The 14,249-nt window shown below is 71.2% G+C and carries 12 protein-coding genes; 10 read left to right on the top strand and 2 right to left on the bottom strand.

Annotated features, from left to right (window positions below):
• Positions 1 to 3 precede the first annotated feature (3 nt).
• Entirely contained in the window at positions 4 to 1,167 is a 1,164-nt protein-coding gene (locus FHX82_RS37875) for a phthiocerol/phthiodiolone dimycocerosyl transferase family protein (RefSeq protein WP_145932612.1), read from the top strand.
• Between the two features lie 18 nt (positions 1,168 to 1,185).
• Positions 1,186 to 3,030 carry an asparagine synthase (glutamine-hydrolyzing) gene (gene asnB, locus FHX82_RS28455; protein WP_145932613.1) on the top strand — a complete coding sequence of 615 codons (1,845 nt, stop codon included), beginning with the start codon at positions 1,186 to 1,188 and terminating at the stop codon, positions 3,028 to 3,030.
• Here asnB and FHX82_RS28450 read toward each other — a convergent pair.
• Both FHX82_RS28450 and FHX82_RS28445 read right to left on the bottom strand, forming a co-directional pair.
• The gene (locus FHX82_RS28450) at positions 3,000 to 4,520 is read right to left on the bottom strand and encodes an amidase family protein (RefSeq protein WP_145932614.1); all 1,521 of its coding nucleotides are present in this window, start codon (positions 4,518 to 4,520) and stop codon (positions 3,000 to 3,002) included. The genes asnB and FHX82_RS28450 overlap by 31 nt on opposite strands.
• Before the next feature lie 10 nt (positions 4,521 to 4,530).
• Complete coding sequence (locus FHX82_RS28445) at positions 4,531 to 6,147, bottom strand: gamma-glutamyltransferase family protein (protein WP_145932615.1); 1,617 nt, start codon at positions 6,145 to 6,147, stop codon at positions 4,531 to 4,533.
• Between the two features lie 198 nt (positions 6,148 to 6,345).
• On the opposite strand from FHX82_RS28445, the gene FHX82_RS28440 reads away from it, so the two are divergent.
• The 8 genes from FHX82_RS28440 to FHX82_RS28405 all read left to right on the top strand — a co-directional run.
• A complete protein-coding gene (locus FHX82_RS28440) occupies positions 6,346 to 7,731 on the top strand; it encodes an MFS transporter (protein WP_145932616.1) in 1,386 nt (461 codons plus the stop codon).
• 70 nt (positions 7,732 to 7,801) lie between these two features.
• Positions 7,802 to 8,905, top strand: a complete 1,104-nt coding sequence (menC, locus tag FHX82_RS28435; RefSeq protein WP_145932617.1) for an o-succinylbenzoate synthase — start codon at positions 7,802 to 7,804, stop codon at positions 8,903 to 8,905.
• Between the two features lie 45 nt (positions 8,906 to 8,950).
• A complete protein-coding gene (locus FHX82_RS28430) occupies positions 8,951 to 10,264 on the top strand; it encodes an MFS transporter (RefSeq protein ID WP_145932618.1) in 1,314 nt (437 codons plus the stop codon).
• Between the two features lie 142 nt (positions 10,265 to 10,406).
• Positions 10,407 to 11,063, top strand: coding sequence for an alpha/beta fold hydrolase (locus FHX82_RS28425; protein WP_145932619.1), 657 nt, complete (start codon positions 10,407 to 10,409; stop codon positions 11,061 to 11,063).
• A 53-nt stretch (positions 11,064 to 11,116) separates the two neighbouring features.
• Positions 11,117 to 12,499, top strand: coding sequence for a phosphatidylinositol-specific phospholipase C domain-containing protein (locus FHX82_RS28420; RefSeq protein WP_145932620.1), 1,383 nt, complete (start codon positions 11,117 to 11,119; stop codon positions 12,497 to 12,499).
• A gap of 93 nt (positions 12,500 to 12,592) precedes the next feature.
• Positions 12,593 to 13,501 (top strand): DUF5753 domain-containing protein, encoded by a 909-nt coding sequence (locus FHX82_RS28415; protein WP_145932621.1) that lies wholly within the window; start codon positions 12,593 to 12,595, stop codon positions 13,499 to 13,501.
• A 74-nt stretch (positions 13,502 to 13,575) separates the two neighbouring features.
• Entirely contained in the window at positions 13,576 to 13,746 is a 171-nt protein-coding gene (locus tag FHX82_RS28410) for a hypothetical protein (protein WP_183176889.1), read from the top strand.
• Positions 13,747 to 13,787: 41 nt separating this feature from the next.
• The coding region (locus FHX82_RS28405) for a histidine phosphatase family protein (protein WP_183176888.1) at positions 13,788 to 14,249 on the top strand (462 nt) is incomplete at its 3' end.

Raw genomic sequence — 14,249 nt, 5'->3', positions numbered from 1 at the left:
CGCGTGCACCACAAGCGTCCGCTGGACCGGATCGAGGTGAAGTGGCTCCATGAACAGGCCGCGCAGGTCTACACCTACCGGGGCGTGCTCGACGAAAAGCTGCTCGCGCGGGCGTACGAGTCGCTGTGCGTGCGGCATCCGGTGCTGAACGCGCGGATCAGCCACGACGGTGACGGCTACTACCTCGAAGCGCGGGACGACGACCTGCCGAAGGTGCACGCACGCCGCGGCGACCTGGCCCGGCTGCGTGAGGAGATCGGGGAGCTGCCGGACCCGGCCGACGGGGTCGCGCGGCTGAACCTGGTCACCGACGCGACCGGCGGGGCGATCGTGCTGCAGACCTACCTGTTCGTCGTGGACGGGCAGAGCTGGCTGGCGTTGTTCGCCGAGCTGTGGTCGCGCTACACGCGACTGGTCACCACGGGCGCGCTTCCCACGGAGGAAACCGGCGCGCTGCCCGTACCACCGTCCACTGTGCTCGAACGGCTCGGCATTCCCTGTGACTACCGGCCCTCGCCGTCCGTGGTGAAGCCGATCCACCAGATCGACCGGATACTCGATCCGGATGTGGTGACGGGCCTGCGGACGGTCGCGCACCGCGCGGGCACCACCGTGCACGGCCTGCTGTGCGGCGCCATGTTGCTGGTCCACCGGCGCCTGGATCCGCTGCCCGGCGAGTGGCCGATGCTGTGCATGTCGGCCGTGAACCTGCGGCACCGGCTCACCGCCCCGGTCGGCAAGCTCGAAACCACGCGGCTGGTCGGCTGGCACCGGACCGATCTCACCGTGCGCGGCGACGAGGATCCGGTGCCGCTGGGCCGTCAGGTCCGTGACCAGCTCACGAAGGCGATCGAGGCCCACGAGGTGCCGTTGATGCGGCCGCCGATGGACCCGCCCGAGCCCCTCGACCCGCGGCTGTCGTCGGTGGTCACCACGAACATGGCCGTGATCCCGGAGATGGAGTTCCCGCCGGACCTGGAGGTGACCGGCACGAGCCGCCTCTACCCGTGTACCGCGCTGGACACCCCGTGGCACGGCTTCTACACGTTCCAGGGCCGGATGACGATCATGTCGGCCTACCCCACCGAGGTGTTCTCCGTGGCGGAGGGCGAAGGAATCACCCGGCGGATCACCGAAGTGCTCGCCGACATCGCCGCGACGGCCTGAGCGGGAGGAAGTGCGAACGTGTGCGGAATCGCCGGCTGGGTCTCGTTCGCCCGTGACCTTCGCCCGGAGCGGGACATCGTCGAGGCGATGAGCGGCACCATGGCCTGCCGCGGGCCGGACGACGACGGGATCTGGCTCGGCGAGCGGGCCGCGCTGGGGCACCGGCGCCTGTCGATCATCGACCTGGCCGGCGGACGGCAGCCGATGGCCGTGCAGACCCCGGACGGCGCGGTCGTGATCGTCTACATCGGAGAGACGTACAACTTCCGCGAGCTGCGCGAACAACTGGTGGGCCGGGGACACCGGTTCACCACGAGCAGCGACACCGAGGTGGTGCTGCGCGGCTATCTGGAGTGGGGCCCGGACGTGGTGACGCGCCTCAACGGCATGTACGGGTTCGCGATCTGGGACGAGCGCACCGCGACGCTGCTGCTGACGCGGGATCGCATGGGGATAAAGCCGTTCTACTACTACCCGACGTCGGACGGGGTGCTGTTCGGTTCGGAGCCGAAGGCGATACTGGCCAACCCGCTCGCCGAGCGCGTGGTGGACGCGGCGGGCCTGCGGGACCTGATCACCTTCGCCCGCGTGCCGGGATGGGCGCTGTGGCGCGGAATGCGCGAGGTCGAACCCGGCACACTGGTCCTCGTCGACGCCGACGGCATCCGCACGCGCACCTACTGGCGGCTCGAAGCCCGCGAGCACGAGCACGACCGGCAGGAGACCATCGCGCACGTGCGGGACCTGCTGACCGACATCGTGGAGCGGCAGCTGGTCGCGGACGTGCCGCGGTGCGTGCTGCTGTCCGGCGGCCTGGACTCCAGCGCGATCACCGGGCTGGCCGCGAAAACCCTTGCGCGGGAAGGGGAACGGCCGCGCACCTTTTCGGTCAACTACCTCGGGCACGAGGAGCGGTTCCGCCCCGACCCGTTGCGGGACACCGTGGACGCACCCTACATCCGGGACGTCGTCGACCTGCTGCACCCGCGGCACGAGGAGATCCTGCTCGACACGAGGGACCTCGCCGATCCGGAGCTGCGCCGGAGGGTGATCACCGCGCGGGACATGCCGGGGCTGCTCGGCGACCTCGACCCCTCGCTGTACTTGCTGTCGAAGGCGATCAAGGAGACCTCCACCGTCGCGTTGTCCGGGGAGTCCGCGGACGAGGTGTTCGGCGGTTACCGCTGGTACCACGAGGACGCACCGCGCTGGGCGGAGGAGTTTTCGTGGCGCGCGTTCCCCGGATCGCTGACCGCGGACCGGCACGAGGTGCTGCGGCCGGACGTGCTGGACGCGCTCGAACTGCCCGAGTACGTCGCCGACCAGTACGCGACGGCGGTCGCGGGCGTCGGGCACCTGCCCGGGGAGGAGGGCTTGCGGCGGCGGATGCGCACGGTGCTGCACCTCAACCTGACGCGGTACCTGCGGATGGTGCTCGACCGCAAGGACCGCATGTCGATGGCCGCCGGGCTGGAGGTGCGGGTGCCGTTCTGCGACCATCGGCTCGTCGAATATGTCTACAATGTTCCTTGGGGATTGCAGACATTCGACGGACAGGAAAAGAGCCTGTTGCGACACGCGACAAAGCACGTGTTGCCCGAGTCGGTGGCCAACCGGAAGAAGAATCCGTATCCGTCCACACAGGACCCTCAGTACGCGGCGGCGTTGCAGCAGCAGGCGAAGGAGCTGCTCGCCGAGCCGGGGCTACCCGTGTTCGACCTCGTCGACGCGGGCTGGGTGACCGCCGCCGCCGAGTACGACCCGGAGACCGTGCCGCGGCGCACCCGGGCGGGGCTCGACCAGGTCCTCGACCTGCACCACTGGCTCGACCTCTACCGCCCCGAGGTCCGGCTGGACGGCTGAGGCAGGAGGTCCGCCTCGCCCTCGGGATCGAGGACCCACGGCACGGCCTCGGCCGCCGCCTCGAACGCGAACCCGGCGCGGTACACCGTCCGCTCGTCGAACCGGCGCCCGGCGATCTGCAGCCCGGCGGGCAGTCCGGAGTCGCCCGGCCCGGCGGGCACGGTCAGGGCGGGGTGGCCGCTGAGGTTGAACGGGCTCGTGTTGTACGCGACGTCGGCGGCAGGTTCCTGGGCCAGCAGCACCGGACCGGCCGGAGTGGTCGGCGTGATCAGCAGGTCGACGTCCGCGAGCGTCCGGTCGAGCTGGCGGCGCAGGTCGAGCCGCAGGTTGCGGGCGTGCGCGAGGTGCACCCCGCGGTTGGTTTCCCGCACGTGTTCCAGCGCGAGCAGGCGTGCCCGTAGCACGAACGGCAGTTGCCCCATGCCATCGCCGTAGTGCACACCCGCCGTGGCCACGGCGTTGACGTCGACGCGGGCGAGGTCGCCGGGAGTGTGCCCGCCGGTGGCGGCCGTCGCGGCGAACGAGAACGTGGTCAGCACCCGCACGACCACCGACGCGGCGGGCCACAACGGCACCGAGACGGGCACGAGCTTCGCGCCCGCTCCCGCGAGCACCTGCCGTGCGCGCTCGAACGCCTCCAGCATGTCGGGCGTGCAGTGCGCCAGTGCTTCCTCGACCACGCCGATGCGCAGCCCCTCGATGCCTTCGCCGGCCGCGTCGGGGTAGTGCTCGGGGGTGCGGTCGGGATCGGTGGCCGGGTCGCGCCAGTCGCCGCCCGCGATGACCTGGAGCAGCAGGGCGTTGTCGGCGACGGTGGTCGTCATGGGGCCGATGTGGTCGAGGCTGTGTTCCAGGTGCGTGAGCCCGTGGGCGGGCACGAGGCCGAAGGTCGGCTTCATCCCGACGATTCCGCACCACGCGGCGGGCACGCGGATGCTGCCGCCCTGGTCGGCGCCGAGCGCGAGGTCGACGAGCCCGCCCGCGACGGCGGCGGCCGAGCCGGACGACGAGCCGCCGGCGGAAAACCGCGTGTCGTGGGGGTTTCTCACGGTACCGAGGCCCATCGACAGATCCGCGAGGCTCGTCTTGGCGACGAGGTGCGCGCCCGCCGCGAGCGCGCGCTCCACCACGACGGCGTCCTCCAGCGGCACCGGGCACGGGAGCCGGTCGCTGCCGTCGGTCACCGGAACTCCGGCGACGGCGATGGAGTCCTTGACCCCCAACGTCATTCCGGAGAGCGGACCACCGGGGTCGCCCGCGACCTCGCACCAGCGTGCGATCGCTCCGAACGGGTCCGATGTGGACCGTTCGCCGGGCGACCGGGCGGGGTGGCGCAGGGCGGTCGTGGTCCGCGGGAACTCGCCGAGCCGGTCGAACAGCGCGAGGTGGGCCGTCACGGCCTCCCGGTAGGCGGCCACCTCGTCACAGGCAACCCGCACCCGCAGGCGGTTCGCGTACCGGACCACCTCGTCCGGCCCGGGTGGGCGCATGTCGCTCCTCTCAGGCGTAGCAGGCGATTCCGCCGTCGTTGCGGGGGTCTGCGGCGCCGGTCGGCCTGCCGTCTTCGAGGGCGATCAGCTGGACCCGGCCGAAGGACGCGAGGTAGTTCGCCGGTTTCTGCACGATCGGCATGCCGCGGTCGCGCAGCGCGGTGATCGTGCGCTGCGAGAACCGGCCCTCGGCGAACACCGGCCTGCCCTCGGAGTGCAGCCGGGGCGCGGACACGGCCTCCGCCGGCGACATGCCGAAGTCGAGAACGTTGCTCAGCGCCTGCGTGACCGCGCTGGGAATCGAGTAACCGCCGGGAGAACCGGCCACCAGCACCGGCTTGCCGTCGCGGAACACGATCGTCGGTGCGGCCGCGTTCGCCCGGGAACGCCCTGGTACCAACGAGTTCACGCGGCCCGGCTCGGGGTCCATCAGGCACGCGCAGCCGTTCCAGGTGAACCCCGTACCGGGAATGACCACTCCGGACGGAATGGTCAGCGTGTGGGTCAGCGAGACGCAGTTGCCCTCGGCGTCGGTGACCGACAGGTGCGTGGTGCCGCCGGGCTCGTGCAACACGTCGAGGTCCGGCAGCTCGCGGCGGTTCAGGTGCCCGGCGATCTCGTCGGTGTACTCGTCGGACAGCAGCCAGTCCACCGGCACGTCCTGGTGCCGCGGGTCGGCGAGGTGGCGGAAGCGGATCACCCCGGCCCACGCCAGCGCACCACCGACCAGGAACGCGTGCTCGGGCCCGTTGTGCTCCAGCCGTCCCAGCTCGAACCGCTCCAGCACCTTGAGGATGTGCAGGACGAGCAGCCCGCCGTTGGGCAGCGCGGCGGATTCCAGCCCGTGGCCGCGGTAGGAACCGGCGAGCGGGCGCCCGACGTCCACCTGGTAGTCCTTGAGGTCGCCCGCGGTGACGAAGGCGCCGTTACGTCCGAAGTCCTCCGCGATCACCTCCGCCAGCTCGCCGGTGTAGAAGTCCTCGGCGCCGCGTTCGGCCAGCTGCCGCAGGGTTTTCGCGTGGTCGGGATTGCGGAACGGCTCGCCCGCCTGCTTGAGTTTCCCGTCCGGACCGGTCCACAACTGTTTCGCCGGCGGCGACCAGCAGTAGTGGTCCTCGACGGAAGGCATCCCGGGAAAGACGAAACTGCGCGAGACGCTCGCGACCTGTTCGCTGATCGGGAAACCTTCCTCGCTCGCGACGGCGCTCGGCTCGATCAGTTCCGCCCACGGCAGCGAACCGTGCGCGCGGTGCAGCTCGCCGAGCCCGGCGACCGTGCCGGGCGTCATGATCGCCCCGTAGCCCACGAGGTTCGGATGGCCTTCGACGAGCGCGACGTGCCACATGTCGGTGTAGCCGGTGATGTCGTTCGCCCACAGATCGGGCCGCATCAGCGAACCGACCCGCGCGGGAAAGCCGAAGTGTTCGCTGGCACCGGTTTTCGCGGAGAACGTCGTCGCGAGGCCCCAGCCGCCGAGGCCGCACATGAAGGGGCTGAACACGGTCTGGGCGAACGCCGTGGCCACCGCCGCGTCGAAGGCGTTGCCGCCGCGGCGCAGCACGTCCGCCCCGATCTCGGCGGCCCGCGGCTCCGGGGAGACGACGACACCGCTCGCGATCCGGTCCATTCCAGCTCCTCGCTCGTGCGTTAAGGGGTGGCAGGACGACGTCGATGAACACTAAGTGCCTTTTCGGAACGAGTCAATACGACTGTTTCACCTGCTGGAACATATCGGCGCGGGGTGCTATCGTCCCCGAAACACCTCACTAACTCCCGTCGGCACGGCCCTTTTTCCCGCGTGTTCTCCTGCGAAAGGACTCGAGCGGTGAGTGTGTTGGATCCCCAGCATGAAGCGGGCACGTCGGCCGCGCTCGCGGCCCGCTTCGAGCGGCTGCCGTTCACCGGATACCGGAAACGGCTCGCCGCCATCCTGGCCACCTGCTTCATGATCGACGGCGTCGACCTGAACATGCTGTCGTTCCTGCTCGCGCCGATCAGCGCCGACCTCGGGCTGAGCAAGGGCGCCGCGGCCTGGGCGGCGAGCGCGAGCTTCATCGGGATGGGCGTGGGGGCCACGTGCGCCGGGCTGATCGCCGACCGGTTCGGCCGCAGGCTCGTGCTGGTCAACAGCATGTTGTTGTGGGGCACGGCGAGCCTGCTCACGGCGTTCGCCTGGGACCTGCAGTCGTTCCTCGTGTTCCGCATCGTCACCGGCATCGGCCTCGGCGCCGAGCTGCCCGTCGCGTTCGCGCTGCTCGCGGAGTTCATGCCGGCCGGACGGCGGGCACGGCTCACGGGCTGGGTGCAGGTCGCCGGCGCGGCGGGACTGGTGGCGTTCAACGCCCTTTCGCTGCTCGTCGTGGCCGTGGGGGGCACGGTCTTCGGCTGGCGTGCGATGTTCGTCGTGATGTTCTTCACCGCACTGTTCGCCCTCATCGCGCGGCGGCGGGTGCCGGAGTCGCCGCGGTGGTACGCGGCACACGGCCGTCCGGGTGAGGCGGACGCGGTGCTGAGCGAGATCGAGCGCCGGACCGAGCAGGAGTACGGGAAACCGTTGCCGGAACCGGTTTCGGTGGCCCCGGCGCCGGATCGCGAGCCGTCCCGCAACGTGCTGCGCGAGCTGTTCGCCCCCGGCTACGCGGGCCGGACGCTGCTGGCGTGGGCGATGTGGCTCGTGATCATGCTGGCCTTCTACGGCATCACGACGTGGGTCGGGAAACTGCTGGTGGACCGGGGGATGAGCGTGTCCAAGTCGATCCTCGTCGGACTGCTGATCTCGGCGGCGGGCCTGCCCGCGGCCTGGCTCACCGGCTGGCTGATGGATCGCGTCGGCCGCAAGGCGGTGCTCAGCGGCGCGCTCGTGCTCGTCGCGGCCGGTGCCTTCGCCTACGGTCACGCGGCCACGTTCACGCTGGTGGTCGTCGCGGGCGCGGTGATGCAGTTCGCGCTGACCGGCGTGGCGACCTCGCTGTACGCCTACACGCCCGAGCTGTTCCCGACCCGCACGCGCGGCACCGGGATGGGCACGGCGTCCACGGCGGGCCGGATCTCCGCCATCACCGGGCCGCTGCTGGTGCCCGTTGTGCTGGTCGCGTGGGGGTACACGGGCACGTTCCTCGCGTTCGCGTGCTGCTTCGCGGTCGGCGCGTTGCTGGTGCTGGCTTTCGGCCCGGAGAGCCGGGGCCGGGTGCTGGAGGAGGTTTCCGCTTGAGGCGGTGGAAAGAACTCCGCCTCGCGGGCGCGCTTCCGGCTCCTACCCTGGCATCGAGAGGTGAATCAGCGTGAAGCTCGACGGCATCGAAATCGTCCGCGCCTCGATCTCCCTGCGCGACCCGATCCGGACGTCGTTCGGCAGCCTGGCCCGGCGGGACCTGGTGCTGGTGCGCGCGGTGACCCCGGACGCCGACGGCTGGGGCGAATGCGTCGCGCCCACGGATCCGTTGTATTCCTCGGAATACGCGGACGCGGCGGCGACGGTGCTCGAACGGTTCCTGGCGCCCAGGTTGCTGGAGCGCGGGGAGGTCACGGCGGAGACGGTGGCCGAGGTGCTGCACCCGATCCGCGGGCACCGGATGGCGAAGGCCGCGATCGAGGCCGCCGTCCTGGACGCGCAGCTGCGCAGCTGGGGCGTGTCGTTCGCCGACTACCTCGGCGCCACGCGCGACCGCGTGCCCGCGGGGGTGTCCATCGGCATCCGGCAGTCCGTGGGGGAGCTCGTCGACGTGGTGGCCGGGTTCCTCAACGAGGGCTACCGGCGGATCAAGATCAAGATCGCACCGGGCTGGGACGTGGAGCCGGTGCGGGCGCTGCGCGCCGAGTTCGGCGACGACCTGCCGTTGCAGGTGGACGCCAACTGCGCCTACACGCTCGCCGACGCCGAGCACCTCGCGCGGCTCGACGAGTTCGGGTTGCAGCTGCTCGAACAGCCGCTCGGCGAGGAGCAGATGCGTCAGCACGCCGAGCTGGCCCGTCTCGTCCGCACCCCGATCGCCCTCGACGAGACGATCCTTTCCGCCGAGTCTGCGGCGGATGCTGTCGGATTGAAGGCATGTCGGATTGTCAACATCAAGCCGGGCAGAGTCGGCGGTTATCTGGAAGGCCGACGAATCCACGACCTGTGCCGGGCGAACGGGATCGCGGTGTGGTGCGGCGGCATGGCGGAGACCGGGCTCGGGCGGGCGGGGAACGTCGCGCTCGCGGCGTTGCCCGGGTTCATGCCCGGAGACAACTCGGCGTCCGACCGGTACTTCGAGCAGGACCTCACCGAACCGTTCCTGCTGGAGGACGGGCACCTGAAAGTGCCGACGGGGCCCGGTTTCGGTGTCGCCCCCCGGCGGGAGGTGCTCAAGCGGATCATCGACACCACCGCGTGGATAGCGGCGTAATTCGGGGGGTGGCAAGGGCTTTCCCGCCCGCGTTACGTTCGAGCCGTGCGCGTGCTGGCCTTCTGCTGCCTCAGCCAGCTGATGATCGCGCTCGACGTGTCGGTGGTGAACATCGCGCTTCCGGCGATCGGGGCGGACCTGGCGTTCTCGGCGACCGGGCTGCAGTGGGTGCTCAACGCGTACACGATCGTCCTCGCCGGGTTCCTCTTGCTCGGCGGCCGGGCGGTGGACGTGTGGCCGGCGCGGACGGTGCTGACGGTGGGGTTCGCGGTGTTCGCGGGTTCGTCGTTGCTGGCCGGGCTGGCTCCGGACGCGGGCACGCTCGTGGCGGCCCGGGCACTGCAGGGGCTCGGGGACGCGATCGTGGCGCCGGCGACGCTGGCCGTGCTGACGTCGGCCTTTTCCGGCCCGCGTGAGCGCGCCCGGGCGCTGGGGGCGTGGGCGGCGGCCAGTAGCTGCGGGGCCGCGCTCGGCCTCGTGACCGGTGGGCTGCTGACCCAGTTCGCCGGGTGGCAGTGGGTGTTCCTGGTGAACGTTCCCGCGGGGCTGCTGGCGCTCGTCGCGGCGCGGCGGGTCCTGCCCGGCGAGGCGCGCCGCGTCCGGGCGCTCGACGTCCCCGGCGCGGTGACGGCGTCGGCCGGGTTGATGGCGCTCGTGTACGGGACGGTGCACCACGATTTCCGGGTGCTGGGCGTGGGATCCGTGCTGCTGCTGGGTTTCGTGCTCGTCGAACACCGCTCGGCGGCGCCCGTCCTGCCGCTGCGGGTGTTCCGCGACGGGCGGCTCGTGCTGGCCAACCTCGTGGTGCTGCTGCTGGGCTGCACGATGGTGTCCACGTGGTACTTCGTGACGCTGCAGCTGCAACGGGTCCTGGGGTACGGCCCGGCCGAGGCGGGTTTCGCGTTCGTGCCGATGGCGGTGACGCTGGTGCTGTGCTCGCGGCTCGCGGGCCGGTTCGTGCGGGTGGGTCCGGTGCTGGTGCTGGGCCTCCTGCTGACCGGCGCGGGCGCGGCGCTGTTCGCGCTGGTCACGCCGGGTGCGAGCTACGTGCCGCACGTGCTGGTGCCGATGGTCACGACGGCGGCGGGCATCGGCGTCGCGTTCGTCGCCGCGACGGGCGCGGCCACCACGGGCGCGGAAGCGGGCCTGGCGGCGGGCCTGGTCAACACGACCCGGCAGGTCGGCGCCGCACTGGGCCTCGCGGTGCTGACGGTGGTCGCCACCGGCGGCGGCTACCGGGCGGCCCTGTTCGGGGACGCGATCGCCGCGGGAGCGGGGGCGCTGGTCGCGTTAGGCCTTTCTTCAGAGCGGCGGAGCCGCTTGCCGCGGGCCGTCAACTGGCACCGCCGCGGGTTCTGAGGTGGCCTCTCGCGAGGACAGCCCCGACGTGGTGACCTGGCGGTCATGAGGAGGGGATCCCGGAGCGAGAGGCCACCTCAGGTTCCGCCACCTGCACCGGCTCGCAGGTTAGGCTACGTACATTCATTCGGGGGAGGGGACGATGGCGGACTACGTGCTGGTGCACGGAGCGTGGCACGGCGGCTGGTGCTGGGAGCGGGTCGCCGGGCCGTTGCGGGAGCGCGGGCACCGCGTGTTCACCCCCACGCTGAGCACCGGCGACCCCGGAATCGGCCTGCGCACGCACGTCGACGAGGTCGCCGCGCTGCTCGCGGACCTCGACGACGTCGTGCTCGTCGGGCACAGCTACTCCGGCTTCGTCGTACGCGAGGCGGCCGACCGGCTGCCCGAACGCGTCGCGCGGCTGGTGCTCGTCGACGCCTGGTACGGCCGCGACGGGGACTCGATGGACAGCCGGGCGCCCGAGTGGTTCGTCCAGTGGGTCGACTCGCTGACCACCGACGGCATGATCGCCCCGCCGCCGGCGGCCACGGTGGCCGTCACCGAACCCGCCGACGTCGCGTGGCTGGAGGCGAACCTCCAGCCGCAGCCGCGCCGCACGTTCAGTGAGCCGACCCGCCTCACCGGCGCCGTCGAGAACGTGCCGTGCCACGCTGTGCTGTGCCTGCCCAACAAGCGCCTGCCGTTCGCGCAGTGGGTGGCCGAGTTCGGCTGGCCCAGCACGGAACTGCGCACCGGCCACGACGCGATGGTGACCGCGCCGGGGCAGCTCGTGGAAATCCTGCTGGCGCAGGCCTGAACTCCGGCTGAAAGGGCTTTCCTGAAAGCGCTTTCCGCTGGCACCCTGCCGGGGTGAGCCGACTCAAGACCGCACTGGCCGCCGCCGTGCTGGGTGTCTCCGTGGTGGCGGCGCCCGCCGCCACGGCCGACGTCCCGTTCGCCTCGGCGCTGTTCAAGGCGACGCACAACAGCTACTCCGGCAACGTCGACGGCGCCAAGGGTTCGATCACCTACCAGCTCGACAACGGCGTCCGCTTCGTCGAGTTCGACATCCACGACAACGACTACGGCACGCTGCACGACTACGCCGTCGGCCACGACTCGCCCGGGAACCTCGTGGACCACAACGGAAACCCGGCCTCGAACGCGCTGCGGGACTGGCTGCGCGTGGTCGACACCTGGTCCGACGCACACCCCTCGCACGCGCCGATCGTCGTCATGCTCGACCTCAAGGACGACCTCACCGACAACACCTCGTACGCGGCGGGCAACCTCGCCGCGCTCGACCAGGAGCTGACCGACGTGTTCGGCAGCAGCCTCGCGACCGCCGCGCAGTACCCGGCGAACATGCCGTCCGTCGACTCGCTCCGCGGCCGCGTGCTGCCCCTGTTGTCGGGCAACGGAACCACGCGCGCCGCGTACCGCCGCGACACCGGGTCGAGCCCGGCGATCGCCGTGAACAGCAAGGGCCAGGTCGTCGAGGTGCATGACTCCGGCGGCGGCGCGCTCTGGTACTGGACCGGCACCTATGGCGCCGACGGGCGGATCACCTGGCTGCGGCACGGCAGGTACGACAGCGGCAAGACACCCGCGATCGCGCTGAACGACAACGGTCAGCTCGTCGAGGTGCACCAGTCGCAGAGCAACACCACGCTCTGGTCCCACGTCGGACAGCTCGGCGCGGACGGCGAGGTCACCTGGGGCGCGAGCACCCAGTACGACAACGGGGTTTCGCCGACCGTTGCGTTCACCGGGGCGAACACCGTCCGGGAGGTCCACCAGAGCCAGAGCAACAGCCAGAACTGGCAGTGGACGGGCACGGTCGGCGGCTCGACGGTTTCCTGGAGCGGCAACGCGAAGACCTCCGACAGCCGCTACGACAAGACGACGAGTGGCGGCGTACTGGTCTGGACCGGTGCGGACGGCGCCACGCCGGCCCAGACGCTGCGCTACTCCACGCCGAAGGTCACCGGCGCGCGGATCCAGTACCCGCAGACGGCGTTCGACGAGTACCAGGACGGCGACAGCGCGGAACTCCAGCAGGGCGCGGTCTTCTACGCCGCCGCGGCCACGGACTCGTCGTTCCTCGTCGCGGCCCGCAAGGCGGGTCACGTCGTCCGCGGCTGGGACTTCGACTCCGCCGGTCTCGCCACCGACCCGCTGGTGAACTACCCGGCGACCAACCACCCCTGGGACTCCTGGTACCAGTCGCTGACCGCGCAGGCGGTCCAGTAGCACTGTCCACAGTGGAGTATGCTGGCACGGCTTGATTCCCGCGCCGCTTTGAGCGAGGATGCGATGACGCCCCCTCGCGAGAGGTGGAGAAACGTGGACGTGGCCCGCACCCCGACCGGCCGCAAGCTGCAGCTGGCCGCATTGCTGCGGTACCTGCGCGAGCGACGGCGGCTGACGCAGCACGAGGCCGGGCACGCGGTGTGGCCGAAGGCCAGTGCCGGCAGCGTGCAGAACAAGCTGGCGCGCCTGGAGAGCGCGGACGCCGGGATCAGGCAGGAGGACCTGTACGAGCTGCTCGCGGTGTACGACGCCGTGGAGGGCGAGTACTGGGAGCTGGCGAGCCTGCTCAACACCGGGCTTTCGCAGCGCGGCCGCTGGCAGGGGTACCGCTCGATCTACTCCGAGTCCTACCGCCGCCTCATCGACCTGGAGGAGGACGCGCAGTCGATCCGCTACGTCGCCAACGAGCGGATACCCGAGCTGCTGCACTCCGAGTCCTACGTGCGGGCCGAGTTCCCCCGCGCGGTCGAGGGGCCCAGCTCCGACGAGGAGTTCACCGTGCAGGCGACGCTGGCGCGGCAGCAGAACGTGTTCTTCCGCGACGAGCCACCGGCCGTGGCCACGGTGCTCAGCGAGTCGGCGCTGCGCCGGGTGCAGGGCGACGAGGCGGTGATGCGGCAGCAGATCGAGTTCCTGCTGGAGCTGTCCGAGCACCCGCACGTCACGGTGCAGGTGGTGCCGTTCTCCGCCGGTGCCGGCCGGGCCGGGATCTCGCACAAGGGCATCCTGGAGCGGTTCGCGTTGCTGCGGCTCGCGTTGCCGGGGGTGACCGGCGGGCTGCCGGGGCACCTCGACTACGTCTTCACCAGGACGGGTGAGGAGATCTGCTGGCAGGACGACGTGCGGCACTACGAGGACCAGTGGGCGAGGGCGAGCGAGGCCGCCCTGTCCCCGCGGGGGACGCGGGATTTCCTGCGGCGGGTCGGCAGGGACTTCGCCTGAGGCCGGGTTGCCGCGCTCGAACGCCTGTTCTAGGGTGGCTGCGAGGGAGAGAGTCGCGCAGGGGAGGGGTTCGGATGGCTTACAAGATCATGCACCGGTCGCGTCCGCAGGAGATCCGGTTTCCGACGCAGGCGGCCGCGGAGCGCTACGCCGACCAGTTCGCCGGGGGGCTCGGCAACTGGACGGTGGTGGAGGCCGGGCGGGCGGCGCAGTCCGCCGAGTCGGCGGAGGACCAGCGCGGGTAGCGCGTTTTTACGATCTCCGCCCGGTGGGTAGTCCCCCGTTCGTGAGCACGCGGATGGAATGGGTGGGACTGCTCCGCCACGGCCAGAGCACCGGCAACGTGGCGCGGGAGGAGGCGGAGTCCGACGGTCGCGAGGTGATCGACATCGCCGAGCGCGACGCGGACGTGCCGCTGACGGAGCTGGGTGCGCAGCAGGCCGAGGCGGCGGGCGACTGGCTCGTGCGGCATCCGGTCGACGTCGTCGTGGCGTCGCCGTACGTGCGGTCCGCGGAGACCGCCCGGATAGCGCTTGCCGCGGCCGCGCGCCAGGGCGCGCGGGTGCCGGAGCAGGTGACCATCGACGAGCGGTTGCGCGACCGCGAGCTCGGCGTGCTCGACCTGCTGACCACCAAGGGCGTGCGTGAGCGCTGGCCCGACGAGCTGCGCCGCAAGCAGCGGCACGGGAAGTTCTACTACCGGCCGCCGGGCGGCGAGTCGTGGGCGGATGTGGTTGCTGCGCCTGCG

It is taken from the genome of Amycolatopsis bartoniae (genome assembly GCF_014191255.1).
Taxonomy (GTDB): Bacteria; Actinomycetota; Actinomycetes; order Mycobacteriales; family Pseudonocardiaceae; genus Amycolatopsis_E; species Amycolatopsis_E bartoniae.
Note: the sequence above shows the minus strand (reverse complement) of the source record. Positions and strands in the feature narration are given on the sequence as shown.